The organism is Mycobacterium parascrofulaceum ATCC BAA-614, assembly GCF_000164135.1.
Lineage (GTDB): Bacteria > Actinomycetota > Actinomycetes > Mycobacteriales > Mycobacteriaceae > Mycobacterium > Mycobacterium parascrofulaceum.
On the sequence record NZ_GG770554.1, the window covers coordinates 446960 to 460868 of the forward strand.

Below are 13909 nucleotides of genomic sequence, written 5' to 3' on the forward strand. Positions count from 1 at the left end.
CGTTGCCACGATCCCCGCGTCTAGGGAGCCAACCCGACACGTCCAAACTGACCCACTACCGGCGTGGCACCCGGAAACGGTCTGGCGAGGCGGCGCCTGACCCTCACCCTGAAAATATTGGGCACCCCGGCCCTGACTCCACCAGGGGTAGTCAGCTTTTTATTTTGGAGCGCCGAATTTTCTGCCGGCCGACCAGCGCGCGCACGAATCTCGGTGCAGTACAGGCGGATTGGCGCTCCACAGCGGGCAGGACGGGCGCCGGGGCGGGGGTGCACCGGGTGGTCGCCGGTGGAGGGGGCCCGCTATTTCCAGGTCTCGACGCGGATGAGGTCACTTGGCAAGCCCAAGCCTTTTACTGCGCGCACGACCTCACTGGAGGGGATGCCGCGGTAAAACGCCGAGGTGCGCGTGCGCTCTTCCAGGTCCGTGACCCGTCGATCCAGATCGTCTGTCCGGTTCAGTCCGCCGTCGTCCGGGGCCCCCGCGCTACCTGTAAGCAACGTGTCCTCAACCACCAGGCCGATGACACGCCCATCTCCCGCGACGATTGGACCGCCGCTGTTCCCCGGGCGGGCGGTGGCCGAGTAGAGGAAGACTGGCTGGCGGTTTGGCATGGTTGGCGTCGACGGATTTACCACCTCTCCGCGCTGCACGGTGATCACCGATTCGGCCGTCATGGGCACATGCGGATACCCAAACACGTACGTTTCGTCTGCCCAGGTGGGGTCTCTAAATGTCATGCCGGTGAGGGTTTGGTAGCCGGGATCGTCGTCCGCCAGCTCCACCTCGATGATCGCCACGTCCACCTCGCCGTGGCCGTAGATGCGGCATTTCCGGGTACCGAAATCGGCCTTCGTGGGGCCGTTGGCATGGACTTGGAGGTCGCGCTTCATGCCCTCTACTACGTGTCTGTTGGTCAGGACGTGCGACCGGTCCAGTATTAGACCGGTGCCCGACTGTTGGTCCGCCTCCGGGTCCGCGGCGTATCCGGTGATCTGGACGGTGACCATTAGGTAGGACGGGATGATGATTTCGCTGCCGAGCACTTCGGACATCCACAGGTTTCCGCTGGCCTGCGACGTTGCACCTCGGTTAGAGACGTAGACCTGTCCGAAGAGCGGCTGACTGCTATCCCATCCGTTTGGCAGTAGGAGGCCGGCGCGTTCCATCGCACCCAGGATGAGACCGACTTGGCGCGCATTGCGATTCTCGATCCCAAGGTTTTGGAGGTAGGCGTAGAAGTGCCCCACCGTTCTCGGCATGATGGTGCCCTCTTGGTACGGGGCGCCACTTAGGTCCGCAGATTCCTTGTCCTGCAGGAGGTTGAAGAACCTGTGGGCGAGCGTCGCGACCGCGATGCGCCAGTCCGTGTCCGCGGGCGCGGTGGTGACCGTCGCCCAGCCTGCCGCATCACCCTCGGTCGGTGAGTCTTTGGGGCCCGCCATGAGCATCGAGGCTATCTGCGGGCACCGACAAGACCGTGGGCAGACACACCGAGTGAGCTGCCGGCCCCCGCTGGAGCCCTGGGTACGCTAACCCGCCGTACCCGGCTTCCGGCGACTATCCATCGAACATTTGTTCGCTAGTCGCGAACCGACCGGTAATCAGTAACAGACATGTGATCCCGCTCACGCTCTGGAGACCACAAATTTTTCGGTTAGCTGCATCACGACTCCGCTAAGGACTTACCGCACTCATCACACGCCGGAAGTCATTGGCGCAGAGTCGATTTCGCATCGAAACGACATCAATTTCTTCCGTCAAATGCCAAGCATTGGGTTAGCTGCCCATCGCAGCACGGCGAACATGGTTGGTGTACGCGCATATTCATCGGCAAATCGTCTTAGGATTTAGCTGACCGAACCAACCGGTCCGGAAACGCGAAGGCCCCGAGCCGGAGCGGTCTCCGTATCAGGGCCTTGCGTGTATTTGGCGATACAAAGCAGAGCCTAGCCGCGGTGTTGCGTGCGCGCATCAATTTTGGTGCGCGTCCGCACACTTTTGTAGCAGATTGCGGCTAGATACAGACATCCGCCCCGTCTCTGAACTGCGTGTTTCCGCAGTTCAAGAGAAAGGTGTGGTGGATGCCACAAGGCTGGTTGCCCCTTGCGCGGGTTGCGGGGCTGCACGGATTGAAGACGCGCCAAGCCCAAGAGGTGGCGGAAAAGTTAGGGCTAAGGGTGAAGCGGGGCGCCGCGCTAGTCTCCCCGGCGCAGCAGGAAAAGATGCGCCCCGAGCTTGAGCGCCTACAACAACAGAAGCAATTCCGCGAGGCCAGCGCCAAAAAGGGCCGGCGGCTGGTGTACGAATCGTCGGCCAGTCACACAGGATTCGTGGATGGAGATGGGGCTACTCACTTGCCGTTCTCGAATCAGGAGCTGTATCGACACCTCCACCCGCTGCTCTCTAATTCGGACGACCGCGATGAAGATCCGGGGTGCTTGCGTCGGCCCGTTTAGCACCTTGTTGCCGGTACTTACGTAACGGCGCAGGTGTTTGTTGGCCCCGTCGTTGTACCGCAGGGTGCCGCAGTTGTGCCGCAGCAGACACAAAACGGATCGGTGCGGATCAACGCGAGCAACGCCGTGACCAGGCAGCTTGCAACGACGTCAACGCCGGCCAACGCCGTAAACGCCCAAGTCGTTTAGTTCGCATCGAGTAGGTCAGGGGTTCGAATCCCCTTAGCTCCACAACAGTATTGGCTGCTCATATCGCTCAGCGGGTTTCGTCGTCGAGCAAGTCGCGGCCTAACGGCCGATCGAGGCCTCGCGGCCTGGCTTCTGCGCAATCCGACCCGGGGTCCCGAGGGTTCTGACAAAGTAGCGTTGCGCGATTCCTGGGCTGCGGGTCAACGGTTCTCGCGGCGATCGCGCTGACCGCGCCGCACCACGCGAGGACCATCGCCAGGTTGTGGGCCCAGGTTGCTCGATCGCCGGTGGACCCGAGACGCCCTGAGGAGCGAGAACCAATGACGAGCAAAGTCCGCAAGATCCCACTGACCGCGGTGTTGACCATTTCGGCACTCGTCGCCGCGTGCGGTTCCGGTCCCAACGGCACCGGGGCGGAGCGCGGCGGCAAGGCGAATCCGGACAGCCCCTACCCCGACTACACCGTCACCTACCTCGAAGGCCCGCCGAACCAGGCGGACATGGAGGCCAAGCAACTCTCCAAGGACGGGCACCGATTCTGGATGCTCCCGGCGACCCCGCAAACGACCCAATGGGGCGTCTACGACAACAAAATCCCGCCCGTCCTGCACATCGACTCCGGTGACACGGTCGCGATCCAGACGATGCCCGCAGGTGGCGGGCAGGTCGCTCCCGGCATCAACGAGGGTCAGATCGAGAAGATCAACGGCGCGGTGAAGAACCGCGGACCGCACACGGTCACCGGACCGATCTACGTCAATGGCGCCGAGCCCGGCGACGTCCTGGCGATCCACATCAATCGGATCCGGCTGGCCAACTACGCGACGAACAACACCGCCAAGGACAAGGGGCTTTTCCCCGGCGAATTCCCCGAGCAGGTCACGAGTTATTACCTGGACACCGACAGGATGCGGATGCGCTTTTCGCCTAACGTCCTGGTCCCGCTCGAGCCGTTCCCCGGCATCCTTGCCGTCGGGCGCTCCGACACCACCGGCTCCTCCTGCACCGACGGCAAGTGCAGCACCGAGCAGCCCGGGCCCTACGGCGGCAACATGGACCTTCCGGCGATGCAGACCGGCACCACCACGTACCTTCCCGTGCAGGTCAAGGGCGGTCTGATCTGGACCGGCGACTCGCACGCCAAGCAGGGCAACGGTGAGATCGACCTCGACGCACTCGAGACGTGGTACCCGGAGCTCAACATCACCGTGAACGTCATCAAGGGCCAGCCGCAGGCCTGGCCGACGGTTGAAGCCCCGGCGAGCTGGGTCGCGGTCGGCTACGACGAGGACCTCGACAAGGCGCTCGACATCAACAAGTCCGAGACGGTCAAGCTGATCATGGACAAGCAACACCTCTCCCAGGCCGACGCGACGAGCACGATGTACAAGACCTGGGACTGCCGCATCTCCGAAGTGGTCGACGAGGTCCTCGGCACCTACTGCGTGGTCCCGAAGAAGCCCGACGCGCCGCCCGCGCCGGACCTCCCTATCGGCGACACCGCAACCGAATGGGTCTCCACCGGGACCGCGTCCAAGTTGATCGACGCCATGCGGACGGCCGCGGGGGCGGCGCTGGACAAGATGTCGAGCAACCTCGGCATCACCCGCAACGACGCCTACCACCTCGCCACCATGGTCCTCGACTGCCGGATCGGCCGGTGGACCGGCGGCGACAAGACCGTGGCGTGCATGGTTCCCAAGAGCATCAAGGTGCCGGGGTGAGACCCGTCTGAACCATCCCCCGCTCCCGAACGATTCCTGACCGCATTGACTGCACAACCTAGGGGCGCGCGCTGACGGCGCGGCTCGCTGCGGTGTGCCGGATGACCTCTGGGGTCGGCTTCCGACGCGGCTCCTTCGCCGTTGCCGCCGGGGGCAGACATATGCCGACAAACCGTATGACCATCGCAGTTCGACCACGACCATCCTGGGCAAATACGGCGCACAATTGACGAGTGGGCGGCGAAGGTCATACGCTCGTGACAAAGATGTCCATAAGACGTCGGCGCAGGCCTCAGCGGAAGTCGAGACACGATGAATGTGAACAGCGCAGCTCCCAGCGTCTTCGAAGCTGGCCTCCCCACGCTCAGCTACGACCTGACCGCCACCCCCCATGACGTCCTCGAGGACGTCCGGGCAGCACAATCGCGCGCGCCCATCGCCATCGGGCCCCTTGGTCCGGAAATACTGAGTTACGATCTGGCGCGAGAGGTGCTGCGCGACAGCAGATTCAGGATGCCACCCGGCATCACGCTTGCGGCGCAGGGCATCACCTCGGGTCCGCTGTACGACAAGATGATGAGCAGTCTTCTCGGTCTGGACGGCCCGCCGCATACTCGCTTGCGCAAGCTCGTGTCGAGGGCGTTCACTCCCCGCGCGACGTCAGGCCTTCAAGACACGATCCATGAGGTGGTGAACGGGCTGATCGATCAAGTGGTGGAAGCCGGTCAGTGCGACGTCGTGGCCGACATCGCGCGGCCTTATCCCCCCATCATGTGCGCGCTGATCGGTGCCCCTCGGGAAGACTGGCAGAAGTTCTCACAGTGGACCGACGAGATCTTCAAGGCCTTCAACTTTCACCCCGACGCCACCTTCGATGAAGCCGCGATCATGCGATCGTGGAGCGAACTGGACGCCTACGTCGACGACATGGTCGCCGCACGCCGAGACACTCTGACCGATGATCTGCTGTCGGAGCTCATCCGCGCCGAAAGCGACGGCGACCGCCTGAATCTCGACGAACTCCGCATGCTGGTCGCCGGCTTCTTGATGGCGGGCACCGATACGACGCGCCACCAGCTGGCCGCGTCGGTGCAGGTGCTCTGCGAGCACCCGGATCAATGGGCGAAGCTGGGCGAGCAACCGGAGCTTGCGATGCAGGCGGTCGAGGAGAGCATGCGTCACTCACCGGCGGTCTGCGTCGCGCCGCGAGCCGCCACCGAGGATGCCGAATTCGGGGGGTACACGTTCCCGGCGGGGACCTTCGTCGTCGTGAACACCTTTGCGGCCAATCGCGATCCCGCGATTTATGACGACGCGGACCGCTTCGACATCTCGCGTCAGGACTTGCCCGCCATTCTGACCTTCGGCGGCGGCGCGCACTACTGCCTCGGGGCCAACCTCGCACGCCGGGAGTTGGCGGAAGCACTCGCGATCCTCACCCGACGGTTGTCCGCACCCAATCGCATCGGCCCTGCGCCGTGGAAATCCGTGCTGGGAATGACCGGCCCCACCACACTCGAGATCGAGTTCGACAACGAAGTGCTCGTGAAGGCGGATGCGTAGTCGCGGCTGGGCGGGTGCCATGCCCGCCTCGGACGAAGAGGCAATCGCCCGCATTCTGGATGCGGTGGACGAAGTGATCGCCGAGCACGGACCGGCAATCCGCCTGGCCGACGTCGCCCGCAGGCTCGGTGTCACCCGTCAGACGGTGTACCGCTACTTTCCCAACGCCGACGCACTCCTGATCGCCAGCGCAATGCGTTCGGTCAACGGGTTCATCGACCAAGTCCTCGACCACGTCGGCGGCCTCAACGACCCGGTCACGGCCGTCGTCGAAATCGTCTCGTTCGCCGTCGAGAGCCTCAGCGGCGATCCACAATTGGAGAGCCTGCTGACCCAGCCACCCGGGGGCGAGGCTGCCACCTCGCTCACCTCCGACACGGCGATCACCTTCTGTCTGTCGGCCTTCCAGCGCCTCGATGTCGACTGGAAACTGCACGGCTTCGACGACACCGCGCTCAGGCAGCTCGCCGAAATGACCCTGCGCACGGTGCAATCCCTCCTGACCGACCCTGGGCAGACGCCACGCGCAGGACTCGCACTGCGCCGCTTCGTGGCTCAATGGCTGGGCCCGGCAATCCTCCATCCACGAATGACGTCGCTGTCCATCCACGAACGAGACGCGACAATCCGATAAGGGTGGGGCGTTATCGCTTTCGCGCAGCCTATTTCGTGTCGCGTGGCAGCCGGCACCCGGTGTAGCCGGAGACCACCAGATTCCCGCGGTAGCCGACCTTGATGAAGATCCCGGTGGGGCCGTAGAAGCCCACGTCGTGGTTCCCGGGGTTGTTCTGCATCACCTGCATCTCGGTGGCGCCGATCTTGGCGGCCGCCTGTTTGGCGGCCTCCTGGATCGCCGCCCACTGCTGCTCGGAGACCGCCACGTTGGCGGCGACGGCGTCGGGCAGGAAGTAGCGTTTGCCGTCGGTTTGTTCGTACGGCCGTTCGCAGTTGTCGCCGGAGCCCTCGTGCGGGGTCTCCCAGGTGATCGAGGTGATCAGTTTGCTTGCCGCGGCGGTGATTTCGTTCATCGCGGCCTGCACCTGGGTCTGGGTGTCCTCGAACGAGGGTAAAGACTTGAGCACCTGCAGGGCCTTGGCGGCGTCGTTGGGTGGGGTGGGCGCGTAGGGCTGGGACACGTGGCATCCTCCTGCGGCTAGTGCGATGGCGGCCACGGCGGCGCACAGCAGTCCGTGGTGGCGCGAATTCCGCCGGCTGGTCTGATGATTGCTCACTTCGTGGGAACCGCCTTGTCTCCGAGTCCGGCGAGCACGGCGGCGATGTTGTAGTTGGTGGTCCGCATCCCTCCGCCGTCGGGAAAGCGGGGGTAATCGCTGTGGCCGTGTGCGCCTTCGAGATTGAGGGTGCCACCGTGACCGTCGGGCACGCTGGCGGGGCCGGTGGCCAGGTGGGTGAAGTTGGGGTTGGTGGCCGGGTTCGGTCCGAAGTGGCCGGCGCCGGAGGCGTCCGCCGCGCCGAGAACGCTTTCCGCGAGGTCCCGGAAGGGCGGCGGGAGGAACGGGGCCACGTCGTGGGCGATGGCGGGGCCGTCGTACGTCCACTGGATCGGGTCGTCGGGCGTTTCCATGGTGAACACGTGGCCGGGCTGCAGGTGGAGTTGTTGCGGTGTGGAGGCCTCGATGCCGGGGGAGCCGTAGAACAGCGCCCGGGACACCCCGTGGTCGCCGGGCTCCTGCAGGGCCAGGCCGGTGGTCAGCGACCCGTACGAGTGCCCGATCGCCGTGAGGTCGGCGGGACCGCCGTGGTGGGCGGCCTGGATGCCGTCGTAGAAGCCGGCCAGGTCGTGGGCCCCGGCCCTGGCGACGGCGTCGTGGCTGACGTCCCACCCGCCGGTGAGCGACTTGCCGATGTCGTCGAACCCCGGCACCTGCGGCGGGTCGTAACCGATCCACGCGATCGCCGAGACGGTGTCGTGCTCGTGGCCGGGAGTCAGGCCCAATTGGCGCAGGGCTTCCGTCCTGGCGTTGGTCGCCTCGGAGACCATGCCACCGATGGCGCCGTGGACGGTGGTGTTCAGGCCGGGCGTGGTCACCGACACGTGAGTGGCGGTGTCGGGATCTCCCACCGCGATCGCCGCGCGGGCCTGCTTGCCGGTCTTGGTGTCGAGCAGCATCAGTTTGCGGTCCGGGCTCGCCTTGACGGTCTTGTCGACGGCTTGCAGGTCGGGCAGGTATTTGGCCCCGTCCCGGGCGGAATCGTATTGGCGTTGCCACGCCTCGTACGCGAGGCGGTCGTCGAAGATGGCTCCCGGCTCGTTGGGGTGGGGAATGTTCTTGCCCGCCGCCCAATCGGGGTGCTGGGCGCGCAAAGCGTCGGCCTGCGCGGCGGCAGCCTGGGCGCGGCCCAGCTCGTCGGCGAGATTGAGCCGGTTGTAGTGATCCCGGTCCACCGCGGGCATCCCATTGTGGTTGCCGATCATCGGATTCCGTTGGTACTCGCGGTCTTTCTGCGCGGGCGTCAGCGAGTTCCAGACTTGCGCGAATTCCTTGGGGTCATCCGGCAGGTCCGGCGCCGGCGACAGCGGGCCCTCGATCGCCTGGATGCCCGACGTGTCGTATCCGTCGCTGCGCAGGGCGCCCAGTGACTTCTGCAGTGTGTTGGAGTAGCCGTCGCGGATCGACTGCAGCCGGTGCAGAGCGTCCCGCGTTTCGTCGGCCGCGTCGGCCCGGGCGTCCTTGACCAACGACTGCAGCTGCGACCGGCTGGTCGGGTCGAGATTGGGATCTTCCAGATCCTTCATCGCCGCGCCGATGAGCTTGTCGAGCAGCTGCAACTGCCGCTCCAACGCGGCGATCGCCGCGGCGCCCGCCTTTTGTGCCTCGGCCAGGGCGGCGGCGATGTTCTCCAGGTCGGCGCCGATCTTCGGCAGCTGCAGGGATTGGGCCCCAAGCGATTTGACCGTCCGCTGCACTTCGGCGGAGTCGTTGATCGGGTGGTCGCCATTCTGGTGGTTCCATGCCGCGTCGAAACGCTTGCGGGCCTGCTCGAACGCGTGGTCCGCCTCGGCGGTGCATCGGCCCGCGGTGTGAAAGGCCTCCGCCAGCTGAGAAATCTGGAACGGGTTCCCGGCCTGCAGGCTTCGGTCGATCGCCCACGGATCGCCCCCGGCCTGGGCGATCAGATCGGCAACGTTGAGCCAGACCAGTTGCATCGCACCGCCAGAAGGTTCGCCATCAGTTCCCCGGACCGGCTCATGACGTTACTCTGCGCGGCGGGATCCCGTCTTCAAGCGGCTGAACGGGTCGCGTCTCATGGGTGGGCGACGAGATACGTTTCGTTGTCCAGGTCGGCGGTGAGTTCGTCCACGTCGAAGGGTCGGTCGAGTCGGGCGTGCAGCGCCTTCGGGTCGATCAGGAGGCTGATCTCGGCGGTCTGGCGGGCGAACATCCGTCCGATCAGGGGATAGATGCGGCGCATGATCGCCCGCTCGGCCGCGGTGCACCGCGATGCGCAGTAGCCGACGTGCCCGATCTCGTCGGTCAGGATCTCGCTGTAGAGCAGTTCGATTCGCTCGGAGACCTCCGGTTCGTCGGCGAACAGCTTGATGCCGAGGCGGCGCAGTTCGTCGAACATGATGCAGCCCGCCATCTCGGCGGCTCCGACGAACGCAAAGCTCAGTCGCTCGGGTAGGAAGACGCCGGTCTTGACGAATTGGCGCATCACGAACGGTGGCGGGACGACTTGGAACGTCAGGTCGAAGATGTCGAGGGCATAGGCCAACAGCCGGGTGTGATAGTGCTCTTCGAGTTCGAGGTAGACGTTTTCGGGCGGCAGGTTCTGATCGCTGTTGCGGCCGTAGGTTTCGCCGAGTCCGACGCCGAACCTCTCGGCCTGGTTGAGTTTGGCCGTCGCCAGCAGGAACAGCATCTTCGGATCCAGCCCGGCCTCCGGACGCCGGCGGCGCAGGTTACGCAGGAAGACGTCTCGGTCGGCGGGGTGGGCGGACCGGACGGGGTTCGCTTCCAGTTCGTCGAAGAACTGCTCGCGATTCGCCAATCGCCGGTTCAGCAGGTCGGCTTCGCCATCGCGCTGGGCCAAGAATTTCCGGTATCCCTCGATGCCGTTGGCGTTCATCGTTTCTCCATTCCCTTGACAATCGTTGTCACGTAACGCTTTAACAGCGCGGGGTCGTGTGTTCCGGTGGCCAGGAGGGCAAAGAGTCCGGTGAGAAAGAACATCGCCAGTTCCGTGGCGTCCGCACCCGGCGACACCTGCCCCGCGGATTGCGCACGGCCGATCACGCCCACCAGAAACCCCGCGAGCGGGTGTTGGGCCAACTCGTCTTCGACCGGACGGGACGACGAGAAGTGCAGCCCGAGCATGTCGCGGAAAACCGCTGCGCCCAAGCGATGTTCGGCGTCGAGCACCTGAGCGACGAGTCGTGAGAGCACCGACGCCAGGTCGCCCTTGGCGTCACCCAGTTCGCTGATGATCCGGGTCTCCTCGTTGCGCTCCAACTCGGCGAGAACGTGTTCCTTGGTGGGGAAGTGGAAATAGAACGTCCCGCGCACCACGCCCGCCGCGGCGGCGATGGCACTCACATCCGCCGCGGCCAACCCGCGCTGCCCGATTTCGGTCAACGCGGCATCGAACAGGCGCGCCCGGGTTTCCAGTCGCCGGGCCTCCCGCACGCCGCCGGCCGAGGTTTCGGCCGCGGTCGGGGCGTGCGAGGACATGGGCGCACGGTACCCCTCATCACTGACGGCCGTCAATGACGGTCGTCAGTGAGTTGGCTCGGCCGGTTTATCGCTGGGTGAAGCCGGGGGCCAGGAATCGCTCCAGCACGTTTCGTTCGACGCGACTGCTCGCGAGCGGCCAATAAGCCAGGGACAACACCACGCGGACGATCCATTGCGCCGCGTCCGGGTCGTCGGTGATGCCCGTGAGCTCGGCGGCAAGGTGACTGAGCACCGGCGACGCATGCAGCTCGCCCAGGTCCGGGGAACTGCCCGGGCTGAGCATCAGCCGCCGCAGCGGGTCCGACCTGATCTGTTCGAGTGCGACGGTCACCGCGGTGATGACGCGGTCCGGACCACTCAGCCCGGCCACGGCACGCCGGACCCGCTCGATGATCCCGGCCGACAGGCGGATCAGCACCGCGTCCCGGATCTGGGCCTTGCCGCCCGCGTAGCGATAGATGGTCGCCCTCGAGCAGTGGACCCGCGCCGCCAGGGCGTCGATGTCGAACGCATCCAGCCCGTCGCGGACCACGAGGTCGGTCGCGGCGGCGTAGATGCGATCGGCCGCGGCGGCCCGGCGGTCGCCGCCGATGACCCAATCGTGACCTGCCATGGGTGTTCACCCCTTGAGTCGTCGGGTCGGTGTGTTCTCAGTTCTGAGACAGCCTTAGCCAAATGTTCCAGCATTTACCCAGCTACCTCAAGCTCGGTGAGACATCCGTGGCGGCACCTTGGCGCCGCGGATCGCATCTTTCGGCCCGTCCATTGACGGCGGATGTCCGCGCACCCAGCGTTGAGTCATGGATTCGAATGCCGGCGGTCTCGGGCTCGCGCTGTTCGACGAGCAGTTCATCCAGAATCCGCAGTTGCTCTACGCGCGGATGCATCGGACCGGACCTGTGCATCGCATCGGCGATTCGCGCTTCTACGCGGTGAGCAGCTGGACAGCCGTCAACGAGGCGGTCGCACGCTGCGCGGACTTCTCGTCCAACCTGACCGCGACGATGATGTATCAGCCCGGCGGCGCCGTCACCGCCTTCCCCGTCGGAGAACTCGGTGGGCCCACTCAAGCGCTGGCGACCGCGGACGAACCGGTCCACTCGGCGCATCGAAAGACCCTGCTCCCACAGCTCGCGGCCAAACGCATCCGCGCCTTCGAGCCCTTCATCGCCGACACCGCCGCCCGCCTCTGGGATGCCCATGCGCAAGACGGACGCATCGAATGGATGAGCGCAATGGCCAACCGGCTACCCATGATGATCGTCGGGCGGATCATCGGTGTCCCCGACGCCGACATCGACAAGATCATCCGCTGGGGCTACGCCGCCACCCAGGTCGTCGAAGGCCTGGTCACCCAAGATCAAATGGACGCCGCCGGCATAGCCGTGATGGAGCTCAGCGGATACATCACCGAACAGTTCCAGAACGCGGCGAGCGACCCGCACGACAATCTGCTCGGTGATCTCGCTGCGGCCTGCGCCTCCGGCGAACTCGACGACCTGGCGGCGCTCGCGATGATGATCACCCTGTTCAGCGCGGGCGGTGAGTCGACGGCCTCCCTGATCGGTTCTGCCGCTTGGGTTTTGGCGACGCGACCGGATGTCCAGCGGCAGGTCCGCGAGCGGCCGGAGCTGCTCGGCGCGTTCCTGGAGGAGGTGCTGCGCTACGAACCGCCGTTCCGGGGTCACTACCGGCACGTCGTCGACGACACCGAACTCTGCGGCGCCGAATTGCCGGCGGGTTCCCGGCTACTGCTGTTGTGGGGAGCGGCCAATAGGGATCCGACGCACTTCGACCACCCCGATGAATTCCGACTCGACCGGCCCGCGGGGAAGGGCCACATCAGCTTTGGCAAGGGGATCCACTTCTGCGTCGGGGCCGCACTCGCCCGGTTGGAGGCGAACATCGTGCTGCGCCAACTGCTCGCGCGGACATCGGACATCACGGCCGCCGACGTCGGGAACTGGCTCCCCAGTCTCCTGTTCCGCCGCCTCGAGCGCCTGCAGCTCGCGTACGCGTAGGCGCGATTGCCTACCACCCCGCGCGGGTACTGATCCCTTCGGATGATCCACCCACCCCGAAAGGACCTGATGGCGACGCGCGAGGACAACGCCACCGACCTGCTGCAAGAACTCCTGTGGGCGTACGGTCCGTGCGGCCAGGAAGACCAGGTCCGGGCGGTATGCGCCCGCGAGCTGCAGCCCGTCGTCGACGACATGTGGACCGACGACGCGGGCAACCTGATCGGGTACGTCGGCGCGAACCCCCCGGCCGGTGACAACAACCGCAGCCACCGGCACCGGGTGTCCTCGGCGGCCGAACCCGGCGTCGCGACGCGGGTCATGGCGCACATGGACGAGCTGTCCATGCTGGTCAAACGGGTGGAGCCGGACGGCGCGCTGCACGTGACGCAGTTGGGCACGATGTATCCCGGCAACTTCGGGCTGGGCCCGGTCGCGGTGCTCGGCGAGCACGAGACGCTGACCGCGGTCCTCACGCTCGGCTCCGAGCACACCACCCTGGAGAGCCACCGAATCTGGGAGACCAAGCCGGACAAGGGTGACCGCGCGCTGGACTGGCACCACGTCTACGTCTTCACCGGTTTGAGCACCGACGAGTTGGAAGTCGCGGGCGTACGGCCCGGCACGCGCGTGTGCGTGGAACGCGGCAAGCGGACGCTGGTCGAGTTCGGCGGCTACCTGGGCTCCAACTTTCTCGACGACCGCGCCGCGGCGACCGCCCTGCTGCGCGCGGCTCGCATGCTGCGCGAGCGTGGCCAACGACCCGTCGACGACGTGTATTTCGTGTTCACCACCAACGAGGAGATCGGCGGGGTGGGGGGCACCTACGCCAGCGGGTCGCTGCCGGGGACGCTCACCCTCGCGCTCGAGGTCGGCCCCACCGAACGCGAGTACAGCACCAGCGTCGCCGGCGGCCCGATCGTCGGCTACAGCGACGCCCTCTGCGTCTACGACAAGGACGTCGCCGACCGGTTGATGGGCATCGCCACCAAGCTCGGCCTGTCGCCCCAGGCGGCCGTGCTGGGCGCCTTCGAATCCGACGCGTCCCACTCGAAGGCTGCGGGGCTGACGCCGCGCGCGGGCCTGCTGTGCGTGCCCACGCTGAGCACCCACGGCTACGAGGTCATCCCCCGCAGCGCCATCGACGACATGGCGTCCGTCGTCGTCGAGTTCGTCCTGCAGCCGGGCGCACACGCGCGCGGCGAAGATTAATAACCCGCCAAAATTCCCCTGAACATTGGCTAAGAGGCGCGTGG

12 protein-coding genes are annotated in these 13909 nt (G+C 65.8%); 6 read left to right on the top strand and 6 right to left on the bottom strand.

All coding sequences use genetic code 11. The features are described 5' to 3' along the window. Positions 1-302: 302 nt before the first annotated feature. The gene (locus HMPREF0591_RS12200; protein WP_244268884.1) at positions 303-1445 is read right to left on the bottom strand and encodes a S1 family peptidase; all 1143 of its coding nucleotides are present in this window, start codon (positions 1443-1445) and stop codon (positions 303-305) included. 639 nt (positions 1446-2084) lie between these two features. On the opposite strand from HMPREF0591_RS12200, the gene HMPREF0591_RS12205 reads away from it, so the two are divergent. The 4 genes from HMPREF0591_RS12205 to HMPREF0591_RS12220 all read left to right on the top strand — a co-directional run bounded on the left by HMPREF0591_RS12205 (position 2085) and on the right by HMPREF0591_RS12220 (position 6569). Continuing rightward, positions 2085-2459 (top strand): hypothetical protein, encoded by a 375-nt coding sequence (locus HMPREF0591_RS12205; RefSeq protein ID WP_007168864.1) that lies wholly within the window; start codon positions 2085-2087, stop codon positions 2457-2459. Positions 2460-2968: 509 nt separating this feature from the next. After that, positions 2969-4372 (top strand): acetamidase/formamidase family protein, encoded by a 1404-nt coding sequence (locus HMPREF0591_RS12210; protein ID WP_007168865.1) that lies wholly within the window; start codon positions 2969-2971, stop codon positions 4370-4372. A 312-nt stretch (positions 4373-4684) separates the two neighbouring features. Beyond that, on the top strand, positions 4685-5935 hold the full coding sequence (locus HMPREF0591_RS12215; RefSeq protein WP_007168866.1) for a cytochrome P450: 1251 nt from the start codon (positions 4685-4687) through the stop codon (positions 5933-5935). Then, positions 5928-6569 carry a TetR/AcrR family transcriptional regulator gene (locus HMPREF0591_RS12220; protein WP_040622403.1) on the top strand — a complete coding sequence of 214 codons (642 nt, stop codon included), beginning with the start codon at positions 5928-5930 and terminating at the stop codon, positions 6567-6569. Before HMPREF0591_RS12215 ends, HMPREF0591_RS12220 begins: the two co-directional genes overlap by 8 nt. Before the next feature lie 28 nt (positions 6570-6597). On the opposite strand, the gene HMPREF0591_RS12225 is transcribed toward HMPREF0591_RS12220, so the two are convergent. The 5 genes from HMPREF0591_RS12225 to HMPREF0591_RS12245 form a co-directional block, all read right to left on the bottom strand. Continuing rightward, positions 6598-7071, bottom strand: a complete 474-nt coding sequence (locus tag HMPREF0591_RS12225) for an LppA family lipoprotein (protein ID WP_007168868.1) — start codon at positions 7069-7071, stop codon at positions 6598-6600. Positions 7072-7163: 92 nt separating this feature from the next. Further along, positions 7164-9104 carry a putative alpha/beta hydrolase gene (locus HMPREF0591_RS12230; protein WP_007168869.1) on the bottom strand — a complete coding sequence of 647 codons (1941 nt, stop codon included), beginning with the start codon at positions 9102-9104 and terminating at the stop codon, positions 7164-7166. A 98-nt stretch (positions 9105-9202) separates the two neighbouring features. Next, positions 9203-10027, bottom strand: coding sequence for a hypothetical protein (locus tag HMPREF0591_RS12235; protein ID WP_007168870.1), 825 nt, complete (start codon positions 10025-10027; stop codon positions 9203-9205). Then, positions 10024-10629, bottom strand: coding sequence for a TetR/AcrR family transcriptional regulator (locus HMPREF0591_RS12240; RefSeq protein WP_007168871.1), 606 nt, complete (start codon positions 10627-10629; stop codon positions 10024-10026). The genes HMPREF0591_RS12235 and HMPREF0591_RS12240 overlap by 4 nt, the downstream gene beginning before the upstream one ends. A gap of 67 nt (positions 10630-10696) precedes the next feature. Then, the gene (locus HMPREF0591_RS12245) at positions 10697-11245 is read right to left on the bottom strand and encodes a TetR/AcrR family transcriptional regulator (RefSeq protein WP_007168872.1); all 549 of its coding nucleotides are present in this window, start codon (positions 11243-11245) and stop codon (positions 10697-10699) included. A 187-nt stretch (positions 11246-11432) separates the two neighbouring features. Here HMPREF0591_RS12245 and HMPREF0591_RS12250 point away from each other — a divergent pair, with 187 nt between their 5' ends. Together HMPREF0591_RS12250 and HMPREF0591_RS12255 are read left to right on the top strand one after the other, a co-directional pair. Further along, positions 11433-12653, top strand: coding sequence for a cytochrome P450 (locus HMPREF0591_RS12250; protein WP_007168873.1), 1221 nt, complete (start codon positions 11433-11435; stop codon positions 12651-12653). A 42-nt stretch (positions 12654-12695) separates the two neighbouring features. Then, entirely contained in the window at positions 12696-13865 is a 1170-nt protein-coding gene (locus HMPREF0591_RS12255; RefSeq protein WP_007168874.1) for a zinc-binding metallopeptidase family protein, read from the top strand. Positions 13866-13909 lie beyond the last annotated feature (44 nt).

Coding starts and splice junctions, on each gene's coding strand:
- HMPREF0591_RS12200 (WP_244268884.1), bottom strand. CDS start 1,445: ATGGCGGGCCCCAAAGACTCACCGACCGAGGGTGATGCGGCAGGCTGG.
- HMPREF0591_RS12205 (WP_007168864.1), top strand. CDS start 2,085: ATGCCACAAGGCTGGTTGCCCCTTGCGCGGGTTGCGGGGCTGCACGGA.
- HMPREF0591_RS12210 (WP_007168865.1), top strand. CDS start 2,969: ATGACGAGCAAAGTCCGCAAGATCCCACTGACCGCGGTGTTGACCATT.
- HMPREF0591_RS12215 (WP_007168866.1), top strand. CDS start 4,685: ATGAATGTGAACAGCGCAGCTCCCAGCGTCTTCGAAGCTGGCCTCCCC.
- HMPREF0591_RS12220 (WP_040622403.1), top strand. CDS start 5,928: ATGCGTAGTCGCGGCTGGGCGGGTGCCATGCCCGCCTCGGACGAAGAG.
- HMPREF0591_RS12230 (WP_007168869.1), bottom strand. CDS start 9,104: ATGCAACTGGTCTGGCTCAACGTTGCCGATCTGATCGCCCAGGCCGGG.
- HMPREF0591_RS12235 (WP_007168870.1), bottom strand. CDS start 10,027: ATGAACGCCAACGGCATCGAGGGATACCGGAAATTCTTGGCCCAGCGC.
- HMPREF0591_RS12240 (WP_007168871.1), bottom strand. CDS start 10,629: ATGTCCTCGCACGCCCCGACCGCGGCCGAAACCTCGGCCGGCGGCGTG.
- HMPREF0591_RS12245 (WP_007168872.1), bottom strand. CDS start 11,245: ATGGCAGGTCACGATTGGGTCATCGGCGGCGACCGCCGGGCCGCCGCG.
- HMPREF0591_RS12250 (WP_007168873.1), top strand. CDS start 11,433: ATGGATTCGAATGCCGGCGGTCTCGGGCTCGCGCTGTTCGACGAGCAG.
- HMPREF0591_RS12255 (WP_007168874.1), top strand. CDS start 12,696: ATGATCCACCCACCCCGAAAGGACCTGATGGCGACGCGCGAGGACAAC.